This window comes from Streptomyces sp. NPDC058525 (assembly GCF_042719495.1).
Classification (GTDB): Bacteria; Actinomycetota; Actinomycetes; order Streptomycetales; family Streptomycetaceae; genus Streptomyces.
In genome coordinates this window covers 1-25831 of the sequence record NZ_JBHXNP010000033.1, presented here as the reverse complement: position 1 = coordinate 25831, position 25831 = coordinate 1, and the positions used below count along the sequence as shown (strand labels likewise).

Here is a 25831-nt window from a genome sequence, read left to right as displayed (position 1 = left end):
AGCCCCGGTTCGGGAAGGGGCGGGGTGGGGGAACGGCCCCGCGCGGCGGCCGCCCCGCCCGCCCCCGACCCCGCCGACGCGCTCGCCGCCGCCGTGGCCGCCGCCCGCGCGGCCGACGTGGCGGTCGTCTGCGTCGGCACCACCGACGGGGCGGAGTCCGAGGGCCGGGACCGCACCTCGCTGCGACTGCCCGAGCCGCAGGACGAGCTGGTACGGCAGGTCGTCCGCGTCCAGCCCCGTACCGTCGCCGTCGTGAACGCGGGCGGCCCCGTCGAACTGCCCTGGCGCGCCGAGGCCGCCGCCGTGCTCCTCACCTGGTTCCCCGGGCAGGAAGCCGGCCACGCCCTCGCCGACGTCCTCCTCGGCCGTGTCGAGCCAGGCGGCCGGCTCCCCACCACCTGGCCCGCGGCCCTCACCGACGCCCCGGTCCGCAGCACCCGCCCCACCGCCGGGATCCTCCCGTACGAGGAGGGGCTGCACATCGGCCACCGGGCCTGGCTGCGCGCGGGCCGGACCCCCGCCTACTGGTTCGGCCACGGCCTCGGCTACACCACGTGGCGGTACGAGGCCCTCGGCGTGCCGCGGCCGCGGGCGGACGGCGGCTACCGGATCCCCGTCGTGCTCCGCAACACCGGCACCCGCCCCGGCCGCCAGGTCGTCCAGGTCCACCTGTCCCGGCCCGGCTCTGCGGTCGAGCGGCCGGTGTGCTGGCTCGCCGGGTGGACGGCGGTACGGGCAGGGCCGGGGGAGCGGGTGACGGCGTACGTACGGATCCCCGCGCGCGCCCTCCAGCACTGGTCCCCGGCAGCCCGCGCCTGGGTCACGGAGCCGGGCCGGTTCACCGTACGGGCGGGCCCCACCGCGGGCGAACTCCCGCTGCGGACGGCGCTCGACACCGCCGGGTAGGGCCGCGCCGGGCCGGCCCCGGTCCTCCCGCCGGTTCGCCCGCGCCCGCGGAGAACCGAGACTCCCCCAAGTGCGTGGTAACGGCGAGCACTTCGGCATGCGCGCGGAGACGGGGGAACGCGGATGGGACCCATATCGGGAACGAGGAGGGCGGCACTCGCCGCGGCACTGGCCGGCCTGCTGGTCACGGCGACGCTGTCGGCCGGCGCCGAACCGGCGCGGGCCGCGGGCCCCGCCGCACAGGACGGGCCCGGATCTGGAGGCGGCCGAGGACCAGGGCGCGACCCGGTACGGCGACTACATCGACTCCAGGGCCCAGCTGTTCAACGACGGCAGCGGCCACTCGGGCTCCTCCGTCGTCACCGACGGGTTCGCCCGGCTGGAGTCGGGCCGCAGCGGCCGGGCAGGTCGCCGAGCTGACCGTCGAGGTCTCCTACGACGGGGGCGCGACCTGGCAGCCGCTCACCGTGACCACTGGGCCCCAGGGGGCCCGCTCGGTGCGGGTGAAGCACCCGGCGACGGCCACGGCCGTGTCCTTCCGGGTGGACCTGAAGGACAAGAGCGGCAACACGATGCGGGAGACCATCACGAACGCCTACCGGCTCGCGCGGTGAGGTGAGCGCACACAGCGCACACAGCGCACACAGCGCACGAAGCGCAGGCGGCGCACGCGGCGCACGATGGTGACCGCCGCCGCCGCCGTGAATCCCTCCGGCCCGGCCCCGCACCCCGCGGGGCCGGGCCGGACCCGTTCGCGGTGCGGACCGCCCGCACCGCGCGGCGGGCCCGGCCGCTACAGTGCCGCCATGGACACGGGGCGGGGGACGGCAAAGCGCCTGGCGGGGTCGGGAGTCGGGGCGGGCGGGGCGCCGACCTTGGAGGACGTGGCCCGTGCGGCGGGGGTCTCGCGGGCCACGGTGTCCCGGGTGGTCAACGGCGTCCGGAACGTGGACCCGGCCATCCGGGAGGCGGTCCGGCGGGCCGTCGCCGCGACCGGGTACGTGCCGAACCGGGCCGCCCGCTCCCTGGTGACCCGCCGGTCGGGAACCGTCGCCCTGGTCGTCTCCGGCGCGGGCGCGGGGGCGGCCGGCGTGCGGGACGGGTTCGCGGCCCGGGTGTTCGAGGACCCCTTCTTCGGGCGCGTGGTCGGCGGGGTGGCCGGCGCGCTGCGGCCGGCCGGGGTGCACCCGGTGCTGATGTTCGCCGACACCGGGGAGGACCGCGCGGAGGTGCTCGCGTACCTGGCGCAGGGCAGCGCGGACGGGGCTCTGCTGGTCACCACCCACCCCCGGGACCCGCTCCCCGGGATGCTCGCGGCGGCCGGGCTGCCCGCGGTGCTGTTCGCGCGCCCGCCGGCGGGGGTGCCGCTCGACCACGTGGACCTGGCCCACCGGGAGGGCGGGGCGCTGGCGGCCCGGCACCTGCTCGGGCTGGGGCGCGGGAGGCTCGCGGCGATCGGGGGCCCGGCGGACGTGCCGGCGAGCCGGGAGCGGATGGCAGGCTTCCGCGAGGCGGCGGACGGCAAGGCTGACAAGGGCGGCCGGGACGGCAAGGACGGCGAGCACGGCCGGGGCGGTCACCCCGGCCGGCCGGGTGTGCTCCGCGTCGCCGAAGGGGACTTCACGCTCGACGGGGGCGAGCGGGCGATGCGCCGCCTGCTCGCCGAACAGCCGGACCTGGACGGGGTGTTCGCCGCGAACGACCTGATGGCGCAGGGGGCCTGCCTGGTCCTGCGCGAGCACGGCCGCCGGATCCCGGAGGACGTGGCGGTCGTCGGCTTCGACGACTCCGGCGCGGCGTCGGCCTGCCGGCCGCGGCTGACGACCGTACGCCAGCCGGTGGAGGAGATGGCGGCGGAGATGGTCCGGCTGCTCCTGGACCGCGTCGCGGGCACCGCACCCCCGGAACCGGCCTCGGTGCTGTTCGCCCCCGCCCTGGTGGTCCGCGACTCCGCCTGACGGGCGCCGAAGCCGCGGCCGCGCACCTACAGGCCCGCGCCGCGCACCTCCAGGCCCGCGCCGCGCACCTACAGGCCCGCGGCCGCGCCCCTACAGGCCCGCGCCGCGCACCTCCAGGGCCGTGCGCCAGCCCGGCGGTTCGGTCTGCGGGTCGGGGGCCGCGCGGCGGCCGCCCGTCGCGAAGAAGGCGGAGAGGGGGAGGGTCGCCGCGCCGACGGTGACCGCGTCGGGGCCCAGGGAGCCCATGCCGACGGTGACCCGGTCGGCCGGATGGCGCAGCGCGTACCGGGTCGCGTGCCCCCGTACCGACGGGAGGATGTGCGGGCCGAGCATCAGGCCCGCCCAGCCGCCGATCAGGATGCGCTCCGGCTGGAACAGGTTGATCAGGTCGGACAGTCCCGCGCCCAGGTACTCCGCGGTCTCCTCCAGGACCTCCCGCGCCACCGGGTCCCCGGCCCCGGCCGCGGCCAGCAGGGCGGAGAGGGCCTCCTCCTCGTCCACGGAGTCCACCGGGCGCCCGCCCGCCGCTCCGCCCCGCTCCGCCCAGCGCGCCAGCAGAGCCTCGGCGCCCGTGTACGCCTCCAGGCAGCCCAGCGCCCCGCACCGGCAGCGCCGCCCGCGCACGGAGACCGTCAGGTGGCCCCACTCCAGCGGGGTGCCCTCGGTGGTGCCGCCCTCCGGGGAGCCGTCGGTGATCAGGCTGGCGCCGACGCCGGAGCCGAAGAGCACGACGACCGCCTCCCGGGCCCCGCGGCCCGCCCCGAACCACATCTCCGCCTGGCCGAGGGTCCGCGCGCCGTTGTCGATGATGTACGGGACCTCCTCCGGCAGGGCTCCGGTCGCGCGCAGCAACTGTTCCAGCGGTACCGCGTCCCAGCCGATGGTCTGGCCGTGCACGAGGGTCCCGCCCGGAGCGTCGCGGTCCACGATGCCGGGCACCCCGACGCCCACGCCCAGCAGCCGCCCGGTGCCGACCCCGGCCTCGGCGATCACGGTCTCGATCCCGTGCCGGATGTGGTCGACGATGGGCCCGACGTCGTAGCAGCCGCGCGGCAGCAACGGCATCTCGGTGCGGGCGAGTTCGGTGAGGGTCAGGTCGAACAGCTCGACTCGGACCCGGGTTTCGCCGACGTCGACGCCGATCATGTGGGCGCTGCCGGGCGACACGCGCAGCAGGGTGCGGGGCCGGCCGCCGTCGGAGTCGACGATCCCGGCCTCCTCCAGCAGTCCGTCGGCGACGAGCTCGCCGACGACGTTGCTGACGGATCCCGAGCTCAGTCCGGTGGCGGGCCCCAGTTCCTGGCGGCTCATCGGCCCCCCGAAGTACAGCCGTTGGAGGACTGCGCTCCGGTTCCCCCGCCGTAGGTCCCGCACCGTTCGCCCGCTACGCCCCGTGGTCATCCGGCCCCTTCCGCAGTGACATCGCTCGCAACATACCCTTGCGCGGCCCCTTGACGCGACCCTTTCACGAGGCTTAACTCACGTCCTAAATTAAGGCCTGGACGGAGCACTCCACGTCGGCCTTTCCCCCGACCCAGCCGAAAGGGACCGAGCCGCCATGCGCAGAACCAGAGCCGCTGCCGCCGCCGCTGTCACAGTCTCCCTCCTCGCCACCGCCGCCACCGCCTGCGGCGGCGGATCCGCGGACGCCGGCGGCGGTACCAACACGGCTCCCAAGGAGCTCACCTACTGGGCCTCCAACCAGGGACCCGACATCGCGGCGGACCAGGCGACGCTCGGCCCGGAGCTGAAGAAGTTCGAGCAGCAGACCGGCATCAAGGTCAAGCTCGAGGTGGTCCCCTGGTCCGACCTGCTCAACCGGATCCTCGCCGCCACCGCCTCCGGACAGGGCCCGGACGTCCTCAACATCGGCAACACCTGGTCCTCCTCCCTCCAGGCCACCGGAGCCCTGCTCCCCTGGGACGCGAAGAACTTCGAGGCGATCGGCGGCAAGGACCGCTTCGTCGAGTCGGCCATCGGCTCGGCCGGCGCCGCCGGCAAGGACCCGGCCGCCGTACCGCTCTACTCGATGTCCTACGCGCTCTACTACAACAAGAAGATGTTCCGGGAGGCGGGCATCGAGAAGCCCCCGGCCACCTGGGACGAGCTGGTCACCACCGGCCGGAAGCTGTCCAAGGACGGCAAGTGGGCACTGGGCGCGGAGGGTTCCAACCTCTCCAACAACATCCACCAGGCCTTCGTCCTCTCCAAGCAGCACGGGGCCGAGTTCTTCGACGCCGCCGGAAAGCCCACCTTCGACACCCCCGCCAACGTCGAGGCCGTCAAGCAGTACGTCGACCTGATGGCCAAGGACAAGGTCATCTCGCCCGGCAACGCCGAGTACGACAAGAACCAGTCGCTCCAGGACTTCGCCAACGGCAAGACCGCCATGGTCCTGTGGCAGAGCGCGGCCGGCAGCTTCAAGGCGCACGGGATGAAGGAGGGCGACTGGGGCGTCGCCCCCGTCCCCGTCCCGGCCGGCGGCACCCCCGGTACCGGCAGGAACACCAACTCCATGGTCGCCGGCATCAACATGGCCGTCTTCAAGAACACCGACAACATCGACGGCGCCCTGAAGTTCGTGAAGTTCATGACCAGCGACGAGGAGCAGAAGCTCCTCAACAAGACCTACGGGTCCATCCCGCCGGTCAAGGCCGCCCAGACCGACCCGGCCTTCGCCACCGAGGACCTCACCGTGCTCCGCACCACCCTCGCCACCAGCGCCGCCCCGCTCCCGCAGGTCCCCGAGGAGTCCCAGTTCGAGACCGCCGTCGGCACCGCCGTCAAGGAGCTCTTCGCCGACGCCGCCGCCGGCCGACCCGTGACCACCGACTCGGTCAAGGCGAGGCTCACCAAGGCCCAGCAGCAGATGTCGAACTGAGCCGCGCCCGATGACCTCCGCACCCGCCACGCTCCCACCCGACACCACGACGGGACGGCGGCAGCGCGGTACGGCGGCCCGCGCCCGCCGCCCCGGCCGCCCGCCGCGCCCCGGCCGCCTGCGCCGCGGCGCCCTGCCCTACCTCCTGCTGCTGCCCGCCCTGCTCCTCGAACTGCTCATCCACCTCGTCCCGATGGCGATGGGCATCCTCATGAGCTTCCGCGAGCTCACCCAGTTCTTCATCCGGGACTGGTCCCGCGCCCCCTGGACGGGCTTCGACAACTACGCGCTCGCCGTCGACGTCAACCGGCCCGTCGGCGAGGCCCTCCTCGGCTCCTTCCTCACCACCTGCCTGTTCACCCTGCTGTCCGTCGGCCTGTGCTGGCTGCTGGGCACCGCCGCCGCGGTGTTCATGCAGGAGAGCTTCCGCGGCCGCGGCTTCCTGCGCGCCCTGTTCCTCGTCCCGTACGCCCTGCCCGTCTACGCGGCCGTCATCACCTGGGCGTTCATGTTCCAGCGGGACAACGGCCTGGTGAACCACGTCCTGCACGACCAGCTCGGACTCGGCGGCGCCGAGCACACCTTCTGGCTGCTGGGCGACAACAGCTTCTGGGCGCTGCTGACCGTGTCCGTCTGGAAGGGCTGGCCGTTCGCCTTCCTCATCGTGATGGCCGCCCTACAGAACATCCCCAAGGACCTGTACGAGGCGGCCGCGCTGGACGGGGCCGGCATCTGGCAGCAGATCCGCCGGATCACCCTGCCCTCGGTCGGCGCGGTCAACCAGGTGCTGATCCTGGTGCTGTTCCTGTGGACCTTCAACGACTTCAACACGCCGTTCGTCCTGTTCGGCAAGTCCGCCCCCGAGGCCGCCGACCTGATCTCCATCCACATCTACCAGTCGAGCTTCGTCACCTGGAACTTCGGCACCGGATCGGCCATGTCCGTCCTCCTGCTGCTGTTCCTGCTGCTGGTCACCGCCGGCTACCTGCTCCTCACCACCCGCGGCCGGAGGGACGCCGATGCCCGCTAGCCCCCGGGCCCGCAGCCCGCTCGACCCGCCCCGCTCCTTCCGGGTGATCCGGGCCGTCTTCCTGACCCTGCTCGCCGGCTTCGTCCTGCTGCCCGTCTACGTGATGGTCACCAGCTCGCTCAAGCCCCTCAAGGACGTGGCGGGCCAGTTCCGCTGGATCCCCACCGGGCTCACGATCCGGCCCTACATCGACATCTGGCACACCGTGCCGCTCGCCAAGTACTTCGTGAACTCCCTGATCGTGGCCGGCGCCGCCACCGTCTGCTCCGTGGTCATCGCCGTGTTCGCCGCGTACGCCGTCAGCCGCTACCGGTTCCGCGGCAAGCGCCTCTTCACGGTGACCGTGCTCTCCACCCAGATGTTCCCCGGCATCCTCTTCCTCCTCCCGCTGTTCCTGATCTTCGTGAACATCGGCAACAGCACCGGCGTCGCGCTGTACGGGTCCCGCGGCGGGCTCATCCTCACCTACCTCACCTTCTCCCTCCCCTTCTCCATCTGGATGCTCATCGGGTACTTCGACTCGGTCCCCCGCGACCTCGACGAAGCGGCCACCGTCGACGGCTGCGGCCCGCTCGGCGCACTGTTCCGGGTCGTGATCCCGGCAGCCGTCCCCGGCATCGTCGCCGTCGCCGTGTACGCCTTCATGACCGCCTGGGGCGAGGTGCTCTTCGCCTCCGTCATGACGAACGACACCACCCGCACCCTCGCCGTCGGACTGCAGGGCTACTCCACGCAGAACGACGTGTACTGGAACCAGATCATGGCCGCCTCGCTCGTCGTCAGCATCCCCGTCGTCGCCGGATTCCTGCTGCTGCAGAAGTACCTGGTGGCCGGACTCACGGCAGGAGCCGTCAAATGACCCTTTCCGAAAGCCTTCCCGTGACCGGCGCGCAGACCGCCGACCGCGCCGTCGACCTCGACGCGCTGCCCGCCGACTTCGCCTGGGGCACCGCCACCTCCGCCTACCAGATCGAGGGCGCGGCCGAGGAGGACGGGCGCGCCCCCTCCATCTGGGACACCTTCAGCCGCGTCCCCGGCGCCGTCGACGGCGGCCACACCGGAGACACGGCCTGCGACCACTACCACCGCTGGCGGGACGACATCGCCCTGATGCGGCAGCTCGGCACCAACGCCTACCGGCTGTCCGTCGCCTGGCCGCGCGTCGTGCCCGGCGGCGACGGGCCCGTCAACGCCAAGGGGCTCGACTTCTACGACCGGCTGACCGACGGGCTGCTCGCGGCCGGCATCGAGCCCAACGTCACCCTCTACCACTGGGACCTGCCCCAGGCCCTCCAGGACCGCGGCGGCTGGCCCGAGCGCGCCACCGCCGAGCACTTCGCCGCGTACGCCGGCCTCGTGGCCGAACGCCTCGGCGACCGCGTCACCCAGTGGGCCACCCTCAACGAGCCGCTGTGCTCGGCCTGGATCGGCCACCTGGAGGGGCGGATGGCCCCCGGCTGGACCGACCTCACCGCCGCCGTCCGCGCCTCCTACCACCTGCTGCTCGGCCACGGCCTGGCCGCCCAGGCCGTCCGCGCCGCCGGCCCCGCCGCACGCGTCGGCATCGTCAACAACCTCTCCACCGTCGAGCCCGCCACCGGCAGCGACGCCGACCGGGCCGCCGCCCGCCGCATGGACGGCCACGTCAACCGCTGGTGGCTCGACCCCGTCCACGGCCGCGGCTTCCCCGCCGACATGCGCGAGGTCTACGGCGTCGACCTCCCCGAACACCCCGGCGACCTCGCCACGATCGCCGCCCCCCTCGACTGGATCGGCCTCAACTACTACTTCCCGCAGGTCGTCACCGCCGACCCGGCCGGCCCCGCACCCTTCGCCCGCCAGATCGACCGGCCCGGCGTCCCGCGCACCGGCATGGACTGGGAGGTCGACGCCGACGGCCTCGAGACACTGATCATGCGCCTGCACGAGGAGTACGGGGACCGGCGCATCCACATCACCGAGAACGGCTCCTCCTACCCCGACACCGTCGACCCCGACGGCCGCGTCCACGACCCCGAACGGGCCGCCTACCTGACCGCCCACCTGGCCGCCTGCGCCCGCGCGGCCCGCCGCGGCGCACCGGTGGCCGGCTACTACGCCTGGTCGCTGCTGGACAACTTCGAATGGGCCTACGGCTACGACAAGCGCTTCGGCCTGGTCCACGTGGACTACGCCACCCAGCGCCGCACGGTGAAGACGAGCGGCCACCGCTACGGCGAGGTCATCGCCGCGCACCGGGCGGCCCGCTGACGCCCCGTCCGCCGATCAGCACCGCGCCCGCCCCGCTTCTCGGGCCGGGCGCGGTGCGCGTGGTGGGATGGGCCCCGGGGCGGGTCCAGCAGCTCACGGAGAGGTCGGGTACATGCCGCAGGACAACACCATGCGAGGGATGGCGTACGAGACGTACGGCGGGACGGAGGTCCTGAGGGAGACCCGGCTCCCCGTCCCCAAGCTCGGCCCGGGCGAAGTCCTCGTCCGCGTGAAGTACGCGGCGGTCAACCCGGTCGACTGGAAGATCATGAGTGGCGGCCTCGACGCCCTGATGGACGTCGTGTACCCGGTGGTGCCCGGCTGGGACGTCGCCGGCACCGTCGAGCGGGTCGGCATCGACACGCCCGAGTTCGCCGAGGGCGACGAGGTCATGGCCTATGCCCGCAAGGACTACGTGCACGGCGGGACCTGCGCCGAGTTCGTCACCGTGCCCGTACGCGCCCTCGCGCACAAGCCCGCCTCGCTCGGCTGGGCCGAGGCGGCCGCCCTCCCGCTCGCCGGACTCACCGCCTACCAGGTCCTGACCCGGCTGCGCACCGGCAAGGACGACACCGTCCTCATCCACGGCGCCGCGGGCGGCGTCGGCTCCTTCGGCGTGCAGATCGCCCGTGCCCTGGGGGCCCGGGTCATCGGCACCGCCTCCCCGCGCAACCACGACCGCGTGCGCGAACTCGGCGCCGAGCCCGTCGCCTACGGGGACGGGCTCGCCGAGCGGGTCCTCGACCTGGCCCCCGACGGCGCGACCGTCGTCGCGGACTTCGTCGGCGGCGTCCTCGACGTCACCCGCCGGGTGCTGCACGACGACGGCCGGCACGCCTCCATCGCCGACCCCACCGTGACCGGCTCGGGCGGCGAGTGGATGTGGGTGCGCCCGGTCGGCACCGAGCTGGCCGAGCTGGGCCGGCTCGCCGAGGCCGGACAGCTCACCGTGACCGTCGCGCGGACCTTCCCGCTGGCCGAGCTGGCGGCGGCCTACGAGCTCAGCCAGGGCGGACACACGGCGGGCAAGATCGTCATCGAGGTCTGAGCGCGCGTCCGTGAGGGCATGCGCAGCCGCGCGCCGCCCGGCGGGGAGAAGGGCGGCGCGCGGAGTCCGCGCGGGGGCCGTCAGGCATAGACCCCGAAATGGAACAGGGAGTAGCCGTAGCCGGTGCCGCGCTGGGTCAGCTCCAGCCGGACGTAGCGGCCCGACGCGGTGATGCCGAAGTCGTCGATCCCGCCGTCACCGGCGGACGTGGCGTACGCCGTCCGCCAGCTCAGGCCGTCGTCCGACACCGTGATCGTGTACGCCTTCCCGTACGCCGTCTCCCACACCAGCTGCACGTGCCTCAGCTGCCGCACCGACCCCAGGTCCACCTGGAGCCACTGGGGATCGGCCCAGGTGCCGGCCCAGCGGGTGTCGTCCCTCCCGTCCGTGGCCAGCTGAGGGGCGCACGGGCAGCCGCCGTAGCCGTCGTTCTGGTAGGTGGAGGCGGTCGTCGGCCGGCCCCTGGCCACGTCCGTGCCCGCCACCGGCGGCGGGACCACCTTCACGGAACGCTGCTCGACGCCCACGTTGCCCCGCCCGTCCTTGACCTTCACGTACAGCTTCCACACCCCGGACTTCGCCGGCGCCGTGACCTTCAGCGCGCCGCCGCCCAGGTGCGCGGACGGTACGGAGACCAGCCCGCCCCCGCCGTCCACGTACTTGCCGCCCCACAGCACCTCGTAGGACAGCTGGTCGCCCTCGGGGTCGGTCGCGGGGGCCTGGAGGGTGATCTCCCTGCCCGCCGGGACGGCGCCCGCGTCCGCCACGGAGGGCACGGACACGGTCGGGGGCAGGTTGTCCCCGGCGGTGTTCCCGCCGTAGGCCCGCTTGACCGCGTAGTACGTCTTGCGGCGCTCCCCGGCCGGGGTCAGGTTGAACCAGTGGCCGCCGAAGTCGTACTCGGTGCCGTAGTGGAAGACCGTCGCGCCCAGCGCCACGCCCCGGTGCCCGGTGACGCAGTTCCACGCGGCGGTGTAGCCGTCCGCCTTGGCCTGGTCGCCCGGCTCCAGCGGCACCCCGTTCGCGTCGTCCGGCACCTCCCACTCACCGGCCGGGCCGGTCTCGGTGACCAGGTAGGGCTTGGTGTGGCCGCCCTGCTCCCAGGCCTGCCGGATCCCGCACACGTCCTTGTAGGCGTTGACGGAGTACAGGTCGAGGTCGGGGGAGTTGCGCTGGTAGTACGTCCACGCCCCGGCCCAGGCGTCCGTGGAGGTCACCGGGTGGTTCGCGTCGATGCGGTGGATCGCCTTCGCCACGTCGTTGACGAAGGCGGTGTAGGCGTTGCGCTGGTTCTCCAGCTCGGTCCCGCCGTAGCAGTTCTGCAGGCCGAGCACCGACTCGTTGCCGACGTTCCACATCAGCACGGCCGGGTGGTCGCGGTAGGCCTCCACCCAGCGGGAGAACTCGGCGAGCATGGTGTCCTTGTAGCCGGTGTCCGTCACATAGTTCGTACAGCCGCCGCTGCCGGGGCCGCCGCCGGGCTGGAGCCAGAATCCGGCGACCACCTTGATGCCGTTCGCGGAGGCCGCGTCGAACAGCCGGCGGCTGCTCGCGTCGGTGCCCCACGTACGGATGGTGTTGGCGCCCAGCGACTTCACGTCGGGCAGCAGGCGGCCGGCGTCGGCCGGGGAGGGACCCCAGGTGACGCCCTTGACGAGGTACGGCGAACCGTCCACCGTCAGCTGCCAGTTGCCCTGCGAGCCGGTCACCTTCACCACGCTGCCGGCGGCCTGGGCCGGGGCGGTGGGCAGTACGGTCACGGCGCCCGCGAGGAGCGCGGCCGTGACGAGGGAACGCATGCGGGAGTGCACGCGGGGACCTCCTTCGGGTGGGGGGAGGGGGTGCGGGCTCAAGGGAGCCGGTGGTCCGGGCCCAGTGCGGCACCCGCCTCGGGGTGGGTCTCGTCGTAGCCGCGGGAGTTGCACTGGAGCCCGCCCTTGATGCAGTGCTCCACCAGGGCGTTCAGCGTCCGGTCGTCCCAGGCGTTGAAGAAGTCGTAGTGGAAGGAGTGCCCGCTGCCGCTGGACAGCCTGACCTGCGACATGTCCCCGCTGACGGGGAAGGCCATCTTGAACTCCACCATGGGCAGCGCGACCGGGTGGCCGGCCGGGCACACGTTGTCGTTGGTGCCGGGCTTCACGACCGGATAGGCCATGTGCGCCTTGTGGTCGGGGGTGTCGAGGTACTTGCCGTCCCAGCAGCTGGGGGCCTGCATGCGGATGTTGAGCTGGGTGCCGGCCGGGCAGTTCGCCGGGAACTCGGTGTTCTTGAAGCTGTCACCGCACTCCCAGCCCTCCACCCAGCCCCGGTGCCCCCGGAACTCGGCGGCCGTCTGGGTGGGGCTGCCGACGAGGAAGCGCAGGCCCTTGGGGAAGGGGCGCACGCTCTTGTAGTCGGTCACCCCGGTCTTGTAGTAGATCACCTGCGGTCCGCTGGGCAGGACCGGCTGGTTGCCGTTGTAGAGGGTCGGCATCCAGTAGCCGGACAGGTCGCCCGGTGCGGTGCAGGCGGTGCCGCCGGCGCTCAGCGAGGCCGTGGTGCTGAAGGCGTCCGTCGTGGTGTTGCCCAGGAAGGTGTGGTGGTGGGAGGCGCCCGCCCGGCCCGGGTAGACGATCGGGTCGTCCGAGGCGGTACGGGTGACGGCGCAGTTGGCCTGGAACTCGTGGAAGTACCGGTCGGGCGGGTTCTCCCACGACGGGGTGACCCCGGTGACCTGGGGGACCGCCGGGATGTAGCCGTCCCCGTCGGGGTCGTCGCCGGTGGCGGCCGGGGCGGCGGCGGAATGGTCCATCTGGGCGTGCACGGCCGTACCGGCATCGGGGGAGGCCTGCGCGGTGAGCGCGAGGCCGCCGAGACCGGCGGCGGCGGTCAGGGCGAAGGCCGCCGAGACCAGTAAGGCGGACAGGGTCCGCGGTCGGAGTGTCACGTGTGCTCCTCCGGTGGGTGGACGGGGCGACGCTCCCCGATGTGGGAGAGCGCTCTCTCGGATGGCCCGGAAAACGCGGGGCGGCCGCCGGGCCGCCCCGCGTCTGCCGGGGGTCAGGGGTGGATCAGGGGAACGAGACGACGGTCGAGGGGATGGTCGAGGTGCCCGAGGTGGGCGCCCCGATGCCGTTGATGACGTGCTCGTACTGGCCGTTGCCGCCCAGCGAGACCACGAGCAGGTCGTGGAACCGCACGCCCGGCTTCACCGGCGCCTGGAAGCCGTGGTCCTGGCGGATGGTCGGATCCACGTTGTAGTAGCAGTAGCTGCCCAGGCCCCAGCCCTCGTGCGTGTTCACGGAGTCGGCCACCTTGTAGGCCGCGTAGCCCTTGACGGAGCCGTTCTGGATGGCGGCCTGGTTGGGCGCGTCGTAGGCCTTCTCGTTCTGGAAGAAGATCGTGCGGCCGCGCTCGCCGTTCCACTCCACGTCGTACTTGTTGAAGTGCTCGACGAACAGCCCGGTCGCCAGGACGTCGTCGCCGTTCACCCGGAACCCGTAGTCGGAGCGGTTGGTCTCCCAGCCCACCCCGTCGCCGTGGTCGGCCCGCCAGATCCAGGTGTGGTCGACGATCGTGTCGTGGCTGTTGACCACCATCCCGAGGGTGGCCTTGCCCGCGCCCGCACCGCCGACCCGGATGAACACGTCCTGGACGGTCGTCGGATTGGCCGCGTGGTCCGTGATGGCGCCGGCCGGGCCGACCTCCAGCAGGGTGGGCGAGTTGACGGTGCCCGCGTCGATCAGGAAGCCCGCGAGCCTGACCCCGTCCACGTCCGCGACCTTCATCGCCGTCACCCCGTTGTCCGGGACGATCGTGGCGAGGCCGAGGCCGAGGACCACCGTGTCGGGCCGGTTGACCTGGATGGTCCGGTCCACGTGGTAGACGCCGGGGGTGAAGAGCAGGTGCAGGCCCTGGGTCAGTGCCGCGTTGATCGTCGCCGCGCTCGCGCCCGGCTTGACCACGTAGAACCGGCTCAGCGGGATCGACGAGCCCTGCGGTGCGCCGTTGCCCCACGAGGTGCCGCGGGCGTTGGTGCGCTTCGCCGGGACGAAGACCTTGTACTCACTGCCGTCCAGGTACAGGAAGGGCTTCTCCCGGGAGACGGGGGTGGTGTCCAGGGTGGTGTAGGGCGGGTTCGGGTACGACTGCGCCGGCGCGCCCTGGGTCCCGGAGAACACCTGGTTCCACACCGCGTTGGACCAGCCGCCGATCGAGCTGTCGCGGGTGTACCACTGCTGCTGCGAGTAGTTGCCGACCTGGCCGTCGATCTTCGAGTCGGCGATGTAGCCGCCCGAGGCCCAGCCGTAGCCGTCGGGAGCGAGGTTCAGCCCGCCCTTGACGTGCATCCGGCGGAACGGCGCGGCCTGCGAGACGGCCCAGCGGTTGGTGCCGCTGACCGGGTTCAGCGCGAGGTTCTCGGCCGAACGCCAGAAGTTCTGGGTGGCGTTGCCGCCGAACCAGCCCGCGTCGACGGTGATGTCCCCGTTGATGGTGGTGTCGTCGGGGCTGAGGCCGAGTCCGGAGACCGAGGTGTAGAAGCCGATCTGCGCGTTGAGCCCGTTGTAGGTGCCCGGCTTGAACAGGAACTGGTAGCGGCCGGAGCCGAACTGGGCCGATTCCTGCTGCCGGAAGACCTCGTCCAGCCGCCCTTGGATGTTCGGGGTGGACGGGTCGAAGACGATCACGTTCGGGCCGAGGTCGCCGCCGCCGGGGATGACCGGGTCGGTGCCGGCGGTCCCGAGGACCTGGAACTCCCAGAGCGAGTAGCCCCAGCCGGTGGCCCGCTGGGTGCCGTGCACCCGGACGTAGCGGGCGGTGCCGGAGATCTCGTGGGTCTGGACGCCGCCGGTGCTCGCGGCCGTCTGGTAGGCGGTGGACCACTGCGAGCCGTCGGTGGACAGCTCGATCCGGTACGCCTTCGCGTACGCCGTCTCCCAGCGCAGCACCACCTGGCTCAGCTGGGCGGGGGCGCCGAGGTCGACCTGTATCCACTGCGGGTCGGCGAACTGGCTGGACCAGCGGGTGCCGTTGTCGCCGTCGACGGCCGCGCCGGCGGGCGTCCCGGCGCCCTCCACGCTGGAGGCGGTGGCGGGCTTGCCCTGGGAGAGCAGGACGGGGGCCGCCTGGGCGGCGGTGCCCGGCAGCAGGACGAGCAGGGCCGCGACCAGTGCGGCGGCGAGCGCCGCGACGGTGAGCCGCGGCGGGCGATCGGAGAGGAGGGGCATGCGGGGTGCTCCTGACGTCATGGATCCGGGGGGATCGAAGCGTGAGTGAACTGCCCGCCGACAAGGCCGTCAAGGGTTTCGGCGTTCACGAACTGAAGATCAAACGGCATGTCAACTGCGCATCAGGTCTGTGAACTTGGAGTTTATTCAATCCTTGTGAAAAGTGTTGACGAAAAAACCTGGCAGGGCTGTACTGATGCTCTGACCGCTCCGTCCCGCCGTGCCCGCTGTGCGCGGGACGGAGCCCGGTCCGCCCCGGCCGGCTCCGGCCGGCCCTCGGCTCGCCTTGGCTCGCCTTCGGGAAGTGTCCACTGGGGAAGGGTGGTTGCTGTCCCGTGTTCGTTACTCGTCGACAGTCCGGTGCAGATCCGGCACCTCACCGCAGGCCGCCCAGGCTACCTCCACGCCCGGAAGGCCCCTCGACCACGGCCCGGCCACGGCGGCGAGACGCGCCGCGTCGGGCGCGGCCGCGCCGAGCCCGATCGCGTACCGGGCCAGGCCCGGGCCCGTCGCGAAGGGGTGCGGCCAGGCGTGCGCGTCCACGACGCCCGCCTCCTCCAGCGCGCCCAGCAATGCCCGCACCCGCCCGCGCATCCGGCCCAGGGCCGCGTCGAACTCCCGCTCCACGGGCGTCCGTACGGTCACCACCGCCCACGCGGCGTGCCGCCGGTGCAGCGGCGGGCCGGCCAGGGCCGCGCCGAAGGCGCCGGGGTCGGCGTCCAGCAGCTCCCACGCCCGGTACAGCTCCCGCCCCAGCAGATCGCGCAGCCCGGGGCCCACCTGGGCCGTGCAGCTGCGGACGGGCGCGGAGGGGGTCAGTACGGTGACGGGGTCCGGCGCCGGGTCGGAAGGCCCCGGCTGCGGCCACAGCTCCGACTCCGGCCCCGGTCGCAGCGGTTCGGGCCGTGCGGAGGGCAGGCCGACCGGGTCCTGCCAGTCCCAGGCCGCCCAGGTCCCGAAGAACCCGAGCAGCAGCGCCGCCGGGGACCGGTCCTCGGCCGCGCGGACCGTACGCGCCGCCAGGACCGACCAGGCCAGCCCCGGCAGCCCGCCGAACGGCGCCGAGTCCAGCCCGCGGGCCCGGGCCCAGGCCTTGACCTCCCGCGCCAGCCGGGCGAAGGCGGCGTGCTCGGCCCCCACGAAGGCCCGTACCGCCTCGGCGTCGCTCACCGCACTCAGCGCGACCGAGGCCGGCTCGCCCAGCTCCGCCCGGCGCGCCTGCGCCCGCGCGGGGTCCAGCGTGCCCGTGGGGACGACCACCAGGTCCACGTCCAGTCCGGCCGCGGTCAGCCGCAGCCCCGGCACCCGGGCGCCCGTCACCTCGCGCATCCGCACCGCCTCCGGCAGCGCGGCCGCGACCCGCTCCCGTACCGCCGAGATGTCCGGCGCGCCCGGCACGGCCGCGACCAGGTCGAGGTCGGCGCCCGGCAGTGCGCAGCCCATGCGGCGCGATCCGGCCTCCCACACCGTCCCCTCGCCCAGCGCCTCCGCGATCCGCGCGGTGAGCGAGGCGGCCAGGCCCCGCGGTTCGCCGTCGTGCGCCAGGGCACCGCCGCGGATTGCGAGCCCTTGTGCTTCGGACCCGTGCCGCGGGTCGACGCCGGGCCCTCCCGGCGCTTCCGGCAACGCGGGCTCGGCCGGCCGGCGGACGCGGCCCGTGCCCAGTTCCACGACCGCCCGCGTCCGCATCGGCCCGTCCCCGCGCCGCGAGAGCACGGCCAGCTCCCCGACCCGCCCGGACGCTCCGGCGCCGAGCCGGGCGGCGAACTCCGCGACCGCCCGCTGCGGATCGCGGCTGCGGCCCAGCGTCAGATGCGGGGTGTACCCGTCGGCGCGCCCCCGGCACCCCGGGAACCGCCGTACGAGTTCCCGCCGAAGCTCCTGCCACGGTGCTTCACCGGCCGCCGCCGGGTCCAGCCAGACGGTCGCGTCCTCCCGGTGGCCGAAGCTGTGCACCCCCTCCAGCCGCGCCGTGAACGCCGGTGTGCCCGCGGCCACTTCGGCCAGCAGCGGCAGGGCCTCCTCGAACGAGGACTCGGGGACGAAGCCGAAGAGCAGGTTGACGTGCGCGGGCCAGCGGCCCGCCTGCGGGTCGTGCTCCCGCCGCAGCGCGTGCGCCGCGTCCGGGAGGCGGGGCGGCAGCCAGGCCACGGCGGTACGGGCCGTCGCCGGCGTGTCGAGCCGCGCCGTACCGGCGTCGCCCCCGAACTCCACCGTCGCCTCCACCCCGTAGTGGTCCGAGATGAACAGCCCTTCCGGGCCCGGCACGTCGCCCCGCAGCGCCGCCCGGGTCACCCGCGCCGGCCCGGCGGCCCGCAGCAGGATCCGGTCCAGCCGCCCCGCCCGCCCCGACAGCGAGCCCACCGCGGCCAGCGGGTTGGCCACCGGGTCGAAGGTGGCCGTGCCGTCCGCCGCCCCGTGGACCTCGCACCACGCGTCCCGCATGCCGAGCGCGGCGCCCGGCCCCTCGGGCCCGGAGCCGCCGTCGTTGAAATCTCCGAGCAGTGCCACGGGGGCCTCCACCCCGCTCAGCCCCTCGGCGAGCCGGGCCAGTTCGGCCCGCCGGTGCACCTCCCCGTTCTCGGTGTGATCGCTGGTCAGATGGGTCGCGGCCACGACGAGGGGGCCTGCGGCGGTGTCCACCGTCACGGCGGTGACCGCCTTGTGCGGACCGAGCGCATGCAGCCCCGCCTCCCGCACCGGAAGCCGGCTCAGCACCAGCAGCCCGCACTCGGCGACGTCCCGGCCGCCCGGATCCGTGCCGAGCGTGTACCCGGCCCGCACCCACTCCGCCGCCAGCAGCATCCGGAGCAGCTCGGGTTCGGCCTCCTGGAGCGCGATGACATCGGCATCGGCGGCCGCCAGGTCGGCCAGCAGCAGCGGCCTGCGCCGCGCGGTGGCGATCCGCGGGCCGTCGTACCGGTCCCACAGGGTGTTCCAGGTCAGCAGCCGCACCACGGCCGGGGACCCGGACACGCCGCCGCCCGGGGCGGGCGGGGGCGCCGGACGCCAGGCGCCCGCGCCCGCCGGATCCCAGGCGTGCGGGGTACGGGCGGTGAAGAACGGCGCCCGCAGCAGGCGCGGATCGCGCACCCGCCCGGCCCCGGTGGCATCGATCCGGTCCACTCCCGTGGCCCGGTCCCACACCAGCTCGCCGTCCGCCTCGACGAACAGCACGCGGTGCCAGGGGATGTCGCCGCCGGGCACGAAGGACGGCAGCGGCACGCGCTTCGGGGCGGCTCCGCGCTGGAGCAGCCCGAGGACGAACCGGGCGGGATCGAACCGCGGGTCCCAGCGGACCTGGTGGTAGAGCTCCTCACTGGTGCGCATCACAGCTCCCCGCCCGGCGCGGCCACGGTGCCCGCCGTGTCCTCGACGGTCCCGCCCGCGCCGATGTACCAGGTCCGGTGTGCCTGGCCGGGGTAGGGCGGGCTGAACCGGTGCAGCTGCGACTCCAGCACCTGCGGCGGAACCGGATGCGGGCGCACGGCGTTGCGCCGCCGCAGCTCCTCCTCCTCGACCAGCGCGACGGCATGCGTGACCAGCGCGTCGTGGCGGCGGGCGACCGAGCCCGCCAGCCCGCGCTGCTGGTCGGTGAGCGAGGTGGCGTCCCAGACGACGGTGCCCCCGCGGGCCAGGGCGGCACCGAGCCGGTCGAGGCCCTCGCTCAGTACCTCCGCGTTCGCCCGCTGGTCCGCGCGGGAACCCCGGGCGGTGCGCAGGTCGTCGAGACTGATGTACGCGTCCACGCCGGGCAGGGCGCGGCCGAAGGTGCTCTTGCCGCTGCCGGAGGGGCCGCACAGCTGCACCAGCCGGGGAAACGTTCCCTCACGCCAGCGCCAGGTCGCCGCCACCGCCTCCTCCGCCGTACCGATCCGCCCCTGCGCGAAGGCCCGCCGCGCCTCGGCCCAGCAGCGGTCGCCCGCGTCCGGGCCGAGCGCCGCCAGCCGCCCGCGCAGCTCCGCGCGCAGGGCGCCGAGCGGATCGGGGCCGAGCAGCCCCGCCTCCTCGGCGCACAGCGCGGACCACTCCACGCACTCGCGGGCCTGCGCGTCCCCGGCCGTCACGGCGGCCAGGGCGTGCAGCATCCCCGGATCGGCCGCAACGGCCATCCGTACGAGCCCGGCCCGCCGGTCCGCGTCGGGGAACGGCCGCTGGAGGTACGGGTACAGCCCGACCAGGTCCGACACCCGCCGCGCGAGCCCCGTCCCGAGCGGCCCCGCCGCGAGCCGCGCAGCGAGCCGGGCGCGCGGAGCGCGGTGCAGTACGGCGGCCAGTACTCCGGCCAGCCGGTCCTCACCGGTCCGCCCCAACTCGTCGATCCGGGCCGTGACATCGGCGCACACCTCCGCGTCGGACGCCTGGCCGGCGGCGAGCCCGTCGGCCGGGCCCTCGCCACCCGTCACCCCGTCCGTCGCCCAGCCCAGCACCCCGGCCGCCGCCAGCAGCTCCGCCGCATCCACCCCGGCCCCCGACCGCACCGCCCACAACGGGGCCGCCGGACCGAGCCCGTTCGGCACCACCGGCGCGAACATCCAGTGCGTGCCGGTCTGTACGTGCCCGCCGCGCACCCACTTGGCCACGCACCGGCCGAAGTCCTCGTACGCGAAACCGTCCACCGTCCGTACGACGTACCCCTCGTGCCGTGCGGTGTCGAGCTTCAGCCTGCGCAGGGCGCGCTCGTCGAAGGTGCCCCGCCACAGCACGCGCGGGGTGGGCACGCCGAGCCCCCGCAGGAACCGGACGGTCGCGTCCCAGTCCAGGCAGTGCTCCCCGTCCCACACCGAGAACCCGTAGAACCAGCTGTCGAGGTCCTCGTAGCCGAGCGAGTGCCGGGCGTACAGGTTCTCCCCGCACACCCTCCGCCCGGCCGGGATCCGCGCGGCGATCCGGCCCTGGAGGCCCTTGACCCAGGCCCGCGACGGATGGTGCGCCGAGTCGAGGGAGCGGGCGTGCAGGCCGTCCGCGTACAGGGTGGTGTTCTCCCCGTCGAGCTTCTCGGTGACCACGACCTCGCGTCCGGCCAGCCCCGCGAACGCCCCCGGCCCGGCCACCCGGACATCGTCCGCCGCGGCCCCGGGCGACCAGGGCAGGTGGGGCGTACGGGGGTAGTGCGTGCGCATGGTCCGCTCCTGCTCGACGACGTGGTGCCCCGTCACTGTAGGTATCCGGGGCGGCCTCCTCCATCGAATAAGCGGGGCCGCGCCCGGCCGGCCCGGACGCGCTGAAGGCCGGCCCGGCGGACTATCGGCACAGGGCCACGATGGCGGGCGACACCGTCCCGCGGGCCGCCTCGCACAGCGCCGCCATGTCGTAGGTGCGCTGCGGGGCGGCCGGCCTGGCCGCGGGTTTCGCCGCTTTCGCCGCCGGCCGCTTGCGGGGCTTGGCCGGTTCGGCGGGGCGCGCCGAGCCTGCGGGGCGCAGGGGACGCACCGGCTTGGCCGCCCGCGGCGGTCGTACGGGCCGCTCCTGCCGGGCCGCGGCGGCCGGCGCCGGGGCCGGCGCGGCCGGCGTCGGTGCGGGCGCGGTCGGTGCGGGCGGGCGCAGTGGCTCCGGTGTGACCGGCAGATGGCCCAGCGGCCAGGCGGCCGGGGCCGGTTGGCGAGGTTCCGGGCGCACCTCGGCGGGCCCCGGACGCGGAGCGTCCGGCGGGGCGGCAGGACGTACCGTCACGCAGCCGGTGGTCATGGCGAGCGCGGCAAGGATCAGGGTCAGAGCCCGGCACAACTGCATCCGCCCACCCTGCCGCACCGCCTCCGCCGAAGCCGCCCCCATCACCCGTACGGGTGCGCCCGGCGAAGCCCCCGAGGGCTCGACTCAGGGGGCCGCGGGGCCCCGGCGGCGCGGCTGGGTGGCCAGGCGCAGGGCGTGTTCCAGCGGGCCGCGGCGCAGGGGCGTGTCGGCGTACGTGCGCTGCCAGGCCCAGGTCAGGACCAGGGCGGCGGTGCTGAAGCCCAGCCAGGCGGACCAGGACGACGCGCCGTGGGCGGGGCCGGCCAGGACCAGGGCGTGGATCACGTACGCGCTCAGTGCCATCGCGCCGAGCACCGTGAACGGGCGCAGCAGCCGGGCGCCCAGCCGGTGCCGGGCGGCGAGGGCGCACAGGCCGATGAGCGCGCAGCCCACGCCCGCGTTGCCGAGCGTCTCCGGCGGGGTCTGGCTGTACGGGTCGGCCACCAGGAGCCAGTCCCAGGAGGTGCTGGGCACGGCCCCGTACTGCTGGCGCAGCACCTCGCGCACCGGGTCGGCGGCGGCCAGGGCGTCCGGGTGGTGGACGGCGATCGACGCCAGGAGCCGCTCCCGGGCGCCGAACACGTGCGTGGCGAGCCAGGCGGAGCCGTAGCCCGCGACGGCCGCGGCCGTGCCCCACACCGCCATGCGCAGGGCCGTCGCCCGTTCCCGGATGTCGCACACGCGGGCGAGCGCCATCCCCACCAGGATGTACGGGAAGTAGGTCGCCAGCGGGTACGCGCCGGTGAGCAGCAGCTCGACGAGCACCGTGCCCAGGCCGGACCAGCTGGTCAGATCGGCGGCCTCCGGTACCAGGCCGCGCCCGGACGCCTCGTACCCGAACACCGGGCCCAGCAGGAAGGACAGCAGCGGACCCGCCGCCACCGAGACCCCCGCGACGGCCGTGAGCACCGGGGTGGAGAGCCGGGTGAAGGGTTCGGCGGCGAGGAAGTACACGGCGAAGAAGGCCAGGATGACCAGGATCCCGGGCCACAGCGAGGCCAGGAACAACCCGAGCACGGCCATGACGGCGCAGCGGATCAGCAGCGGACGGTACCGCCCGGCCCACCCCGCGGGCCGGGCCGCCGGGTCGAGCCCGCGCTGGGCGAGGACCAGGGAGAAGCCGGCGAGGAGGGTGAAGAGCGCCGGGGCGCGGCCGTCGGCCGCGACGATCACGTAACCGGCGCCCTCGGGCTGCGGGCTGGGGCCGACGTGCACGGCGAACATGCCGAGCACGGCGAGCCCCCGGACGGCGTCGACCCCGGCCAGCCTCCCCGAACCGCCCTTGGCCGGACCGGCCTTCACCGCACCGGCCTTCCCCGCCCCTGCCTCAACCGAACCGGCCATCCCCACCCCTGAGTTCACCGCACCGGCCACGCCTGCGCCTGCCTCAACCGAACCGGCCATCCCCGCCCCTGAGTTCACCGCACCGGCCACCCCTGCGCCGGCATTCACCGAAGAGGCCTTCCCCGCCCCCGCGTCAACCGAACCCGCCGTCCCCGGGTTCACCGGTGCCGCCTCCCCCCGGGCGCTCACGCGCCGCACGTCACGGTGTCGCGGGGCGTGTAGCGGGTCTTCATCGTCTCCCGTTTGACTTCCTTGCCGCCCTGCACGAACACCCGGTCGACGGCCACGTCGAAGCCCTCCAGCGGGGACTGCGGCTCGCACTTGGGGCCGCTGCCCTTGCGGGTGGCGGGCTGCTGCACATTGGTCCGCGGGCCCTGCACCGCGCGTACCTCCTCGTACTTCTTCGTGCCCAGGAAGGTGATGGTGATCGAGGTGTCGGTCGCCTCGGCCTGGATGTACAGGGCCTTGCCGGAGTCGTTGGCGAAGCGCAGGTCGAGGCTGCCCCACGCCACGGTGGCCTCGCGGCCCTCGGGGTAGCGCTCGATGTAGAAGGAATGGGCCCCGTACTCGACGGGCTTGACCCCCGCGAAGAACATCGCGTTGAAGACGGTGGTGGCCACCGCCGAGACCCCGCCGCCCGAAGCCTTCTCGTACTGGCCGTTGTTGATGATCAGGCCGTCGACGAAGCCGTTCTCCTTCGTGCGCTCGCCGACCGTCCGGTTGAAGCTCCACGTCTCGTCGGGCAGCACCAGCGAACCGTTGATCAGCTGGGCGGCCCGGCCGATGTTGGTCGTGCGGTACGCCGCCGGTTCGAACTTGACGGTGAACGAGGAGACCTTCTCCGTGATCCCGAGCTGCCGGACCGTGTCCTTGGACAGCTTGGGCCGGACCTCCTCGGTCGCGACCTGCCCGGTACGGGCGGCCGCGTCGGCCCCGGTCAGCAGCGGCAGCACGGCCGCGCCGAGGGCCTGCTCGGTGACCTGCCGGCCGGCCTTGCCCTCCTCGGCGACGGAGACCTGCCCCGCCCCGTCGAGCCGCAGCCGCGCCTCGACCGGGCCCGGCCCGGCCTGCCGCAGCGGACCGGCGAGGGCCGGGTCGGCCAGCAGCGCCTTGGCGTCGAGCGCCGGGCTCAGGCGGCCCTGGCCGTCGTCCTTCAGGCTGAGGTGCTTGGAGAGCACGGCGGGGCCGACGGGTATCCGCTTGCCGTCGACGGTGAGGGTGACGGGCGCGGACATCGCCGGCTCCGCGAACTCCTTCAGGGCCCGCTCCGTCTCCTGCCCGCCGACCCGCGGCTCCGTGCGCTGGACGGGGAGGTCGACGGGACCGTTCGCGGCGCCGCGGTCCGGGCCCCGCAGGAAGCCGTCGCGCAGCGTGTCGAGGGAGCGGTCGACATCGAGGGAGATGCCGGTGACCGGGGCCACCGCCGTGGCCTTGCCCTTCGCGAAGCCGACGGAACCTTCCTTGGCCTCCTGGGCCGTCTTCTTGCCGATGCCGTCCAGCGCGGCGCGCGCCGTCTTCCCGTCGAGGCGGACGACCGGGGGCACATCGGGATCGCCCGAGGAGAACAGCCGGCCGATCACGGTGAGCGGACCGGAGCCGGCGCGCGCGGCGCGCTCGGCGGTCGCCGCGCTGTCCAGGGAGAGGCCGAGCGCCCGCGGTTCGGCCTGCTCCGTGCGCTCGCCGATGCGGAGCCCGACGGGGGCCGCGGCGGCCGGGCCGAGCTCCCGGTCCAGGGTCTGGCGGGCCTCCGCCTTGCTCAGCCCGCCTATGTCGACCCCGCGCACCTTCGTGCCCGGGGCCACCTCCTCGCCGGCCAGGAGCAGACCCGCGGCGTACAGCCCGCCGAAGCCGAGGACCGCGGCGCCGCCCGCCACGCCGACGACTCCTGGCACGGTCCACCGTCTCCCGGTGTCCGTCCGGTTGCCCGTACGGCTGGCGCGTCGCATGAAGGGGTCTCCTCGATCCGGTCGGATCACGTGGTCGGACCGGCGGTTTTCATGCCGCCAGTCCGCCCCCGGACGGTAGCAAGGACCACATAACCAGGTAATAAGGAGGTATAGGGGCGGCAAAGCAGAGGTGCTTTCCCGCAGGTCCGGGGCGGCCGCCACGCCGTAACCAGGAGGCCGCGACCGCTGTTGCACTGTCGGCGGGTCCACCCACGGTGAACGGAGTTCCGATGCCGCAGCTGACCGACGAGGCCGCGCCCGAAAGGTCCGCACCCGAAAGGTCCGCACCCGAAAGGTCCGCACCCGAAGCGCCCCTGCCCGACACTTCCCCGCCCGAGACCTCCCTGCCCGACACCTCCTCGACCGAGACCTCCCTGGCCGACCAGGGCCGGGCCGCCGGGACCTGGATGACCCCGGAGGCGTACGGCGCCTCGCGCGCCGCGCTGTGGACCGGAGCCGTGGTCCTCGTCACCGACACGGACGGCCGGGTCCTCGTCCAGAGCGTCGACTACCGCTCCGACCGGCTCCTGCCCGGCGGTGCCGTGGACGCGGGGGAGGCGCCCTCGGCCGCCGCGGCCCGCGAGGTGCGCGAGGAGCTGGGAGTCGACGGCCGTTACCCGCGCGGTCTCGCCGTGGACTGGATCCCGGCCGACACGCCCGGTTTCCCGGCCGGCATGCGCTTCCCCGGCGAGATCCTGCACGTCTACGACGGCGGCACCTGGACGCCGGAGCGGATCGCGTCCGTCCGCCTTCCCGCCCAGGAGGTCACCGGCATCCACTTCGCCGAACCGGCCGATCTGCCCGCCCTGATGGACCCGGGCGACGCCCGCCGCGCCCTGTCCGCGCTGCGGGCCCGCATCAACGGCTCCGGCACCGCCCTGCTGGAGGACGGCCGGCCCACCGCGCCCACCGCCCTCGACCGGCTGGGCGTGCTCCGCACCCGCCGCACCGCGCAGCGCGGCGCGTGGCACCCAGGCCCGGTCCCCGCGCAGCTGTCCGTACGGGACCACCGGGGCTGGCTGTTCGCCCCCGACGGGCGGGTCCTGCTGCTGATCGCCCGCGCAACCGGCGCGGCCCACCTCCCGTCCCCGGCCGCCGCGCCGACGGCCGGCGCCTTCCCGCTCGGCTACCGGTACGGCGAGGACCGCGACGCGGACGGCGCCCGGGGCGTGCACGCCCGCACCGCGGCCCGCCTCACCGGCCTCGCCCCGGCCGCGGACCCCGCGTACGCCCGCCTGCTGGCCACCCCCGAGCAGGTCCGCGAACTGAGCGACTGGGGTCCGGCCGGCGCCCGCGAACTCGACGCGGTCCACGCGGCCCGCACCCGACTCTCCCTGCCCGCCCCCACCCGCACCCCGCCCACGGAGCTCCCGGAATCGGCGACCCGCTGGTGACCCGGCCCGCCCGGCCGCGGCCGGGCGGGCCGCGGCCGTCGCCATGATCGGGAAATCCGCCGTCCGGCGTCCGCGGTCCCGCAGCATGGGGCCATGAGCGACAGTGCGATCACCTACACCCTGTACATCCAGGC

18 protein-coding genes and 1 pseudogene are annotated in these 25831 nt (G+C 74.4%); 9 read left to right on the top strand and 10 right to left on the bottom strand.

Features of this window, described 5'->3' with window-relative positions; all coding sequences use genetic code 11:
- Positions 1-18: 18 nt before the first annotated feature.
- The 3 genes and pseudogenes from ACFWP3_RS17670 to ACFWP3_RS17660 all read left to right on the top strand — a co-directional run.
- Positions 19-906, top strand: a pseudogene (locus ACFWP3_RS17670) (glycoside hydrolase family 3 C-terminal domain-containing protein); the annotation flags it as partial.
- A gap of 467 nt (positions 907-1373) precedes the next feature.
- On the top strand, positions 1374-1520 hold the full coding sequence (locus ACFWP3_RS17665) for a hypothetical protein (protein WP_384221646.1): 147 nt from the start codon (positions 1374-1376) through the stop codon (positions 1518-1520).
- 192 nt (positions 1521-1712) lie between these two features.
- The gene (locus ACFWP3_RS17660) at positions 1713-2864 is read left to right on the top strand and encodes a LacI family DNA-binding transcriptional regulator (RefSeq protein ID WP_384221644.1); all 1152 of its coding nucleotides are present in this window, start codon (positions 1713-1715) and stop codon (positions 2862-2864) included.
- Positions 2865-2954: 90 nt separating this feature from the next.
- On the opposite strand, the gene ACFWP3_RS17655 is transcribed toward ACFWP3_RS17660, so the two are convergent.
- On the bottom strand, positions 2955-4265 hold the full coding sequence (locus ACFWP3_RS17655; protein ID WP_384221642.1) for an ROK family protein: 1311 nt from the start codon (positions 4263-4265) through the stop codon (positions 2955-2957).
- 157 nt (positions 4266-4422) lie between these two features.
- On the opposite strand from ACFWP3_RS17655, the gene ACFWP3_RS17650 reads away from it, so the two are divergent.
- The 5 genes from ACFWP3_RS17650 to ACFWP3_RS17630 all read left to right on the top strand — a co-directional run bounded on the left by ACFWP3_RS17650 (position 4423) and on the right by ACFWP3_RS17630 (position 10073).
- Positions 4423-5745: an ABC transporter substrate-binding protein gene (locus ACFWP3_RS17650; RefSeq protein WP_384221639.1), complete on the top strand. Its 1323-nt coding sequence runs from the start codon at positions 4423-4425 to the stop codon at positions 5743-5745.
- Between the two features lie 10 nt (positions 5746-5755).
- On the top strand, positions 5756-6775 hold the full coding sequence (locus tag ACFWP3_RS17645; RefSeq protein WP_384221637.1) for a carbohydrate ABC transporter permease: 1020 nt from the start codon (positions 5756-5758) through the stop codon (positions 6773-6775).
- Positions 6765-7634, top strand: a complete 870-nt coding sequence (locus tag ACFWP3_RS17640; RefSeq protein ID WP_384221635.1) for a carbohydrate ABC transporter permease — start codon at positions 6765-6767, stop codon at positions 7632-7634. Before ACFWP3_RS17645 ends, ACFWP3_RS17640 begins: the two co-directional genes overlap by 11 nt.
- Positions 7631-9025, top strand: coding sequence for a GH1 family beta-glucosidase (locus ACFWP3_RS17635; protein WP_384221633.1), 1395 nt, complete (start codon positions 7631-7633; stop codon positions 9023-9025). Before ACFWP3_RS17640 ends, ACFWP3_RS17635 begins: the two co-directional genes overlap by 4 nt.
- Before the next feature lie 130 nt (positions 9026-9155).
- A complete protein-coding gene (locus ACFWP3_RS17630) occupies positions 9156-10073 on the top strand; it encodes an NADP-dependent oxidoreductase (protein WP_384221742.1) in 918 nt (305 codons plus the stop codon).
- A gap of 80 nt (positions 10074-10153) precedes the next feature.
- On the opposite strand, the gene ACFWP3_RS17625 is transcribed toward ACFWP3_RS17630, so the two are convergent.
- The 9 genes from ACFWP3_RS17625 to ACFWP3_RS17585 form a co-directional block, all read right to left on the bottom strand.
- Positions 10154-11872 carry a discoidin domain-containing protein gene (locus ACFWP3_RS17625; protein WP_384221741.1) on the bottom strand — a complete coding sequence of 573 codons (1719 nt, stop codon included), beginning with the start codon at positions 11870-11872 and terminating at the stop codon, positions 10154-10156.
- A gap of 50 nt (positions 11873-11922) precedes the next feature.
- On the bottom strand, positions 11923-12999 hold the full coding sequence (locus tag ACFWP3_RS17620; protein ID WP_384221631.1) for a DUF1996 domain-containing protein: 1077 nt from the start codon (positions 12997-12999) through the stop codon (positions 11923-11925).
- 124 nt (positions 13000-13123) lie between these two features.
- The gene (locus tag ACFWP3_RS17615; RefSeq protein ID WP_384221628.1) at positions 13124-15280 is read right to left on the bottom strand and encodes a discoidin domain-containing protein; all 2157 of its coding nucleotides are present in this window, start codon (positions 15278-15280) and stop codon (positions 13124-13126) included.
- A gap of 342 nt (positions 15281-15622) precedes the next feature.
- Entirely contained in the window at positions 15623-18610 is a 2988-nt protein-coding gene (locus tag ACFWP3_RS17610; RefSeq protein WP_384221626.1) for a poly(A) polymerase, read from the bottom strand.
- The gene (locus tag ACFWP3_RS17605) at positions 18610-20403 is read right to left on the bottom strand and encodes an RNA ligase family protein (RefSeq protein WP_384221624.1); all 1794 of its coding nucleotides are present in this window, start codon (positions 20401-20403) and stop codon (positions 18610-18612) included. The genes ACFWP3_RS17610 and ACFWP3_RS17605 overlap by 1 nt, the downstream gene beginning before the upstream one ends.
- Before the next feature lie 121 nt (positions 20404-20524).
- Positions 20525-21013 (bottom strand): hypothetical protein, encoded by a 489-nt coding sequence (locus ACFWP3_RS17600; RefSeq protein ID WP_384221621.1) that lies wholly within the window; start codon positions 21011-21013, stop codon positions 20525-20527.
- Positions 21014-21097: 84 nt separating this feature from the next.
- A complete protein-coding gene (locus ACFWP3_RS17595) occupies positions 21098-22357 on the bottom strand; it encodes a DUF418 domain-containing protein (RefSeq protein WP_384221619.1) in 1260 nt (419 codons plus the stop codon).
- A 185-nt stretch (positions 22358-22542) separates the two neighbouring features.
- Positions 22543-24303: a VanW family protein gene (locus tag ACFWP3_RS17590; RefSeq protein ID WP_384221617.1), complete on the bottom strand. Its 1761-nt coding sequence runs from the start codon at positions 24301-24303 to the stop codon at positions 22543-22545.
- Positions 24304-24352: 49 nt separating this feature from the next.
- Positions 24353-24628, bottom strand: a complete 276-nt coding sequence (locus ACFWP3_RS17585) for a pentapeptide repeat-containing protein (protein WP_384221614.1) — start codon at positions 24626-24628, stop codon at positions 24353-24355.
- Between ACFWP3_RS17585 and ACFWP3_RS17580 the strand changes: the two genes are divergently transcribed.
- Complete coding sequence (locus ACFWP3_RS17580) at positions 24534-25697, top strand: NUDIX domain-containing protein (RefSeq protein ID WP_384221612.1); 1164 nt, start codon at positions 24534-24536, stop codon at positions 25695-25697. The genes ACFWP3_RS17585 and ACFWP3_RS17580 overlap by 95 nt on opposite strands.
- The last annotated feature ends 134 nt before the right edge of the window (positions 25698-25831 follow it).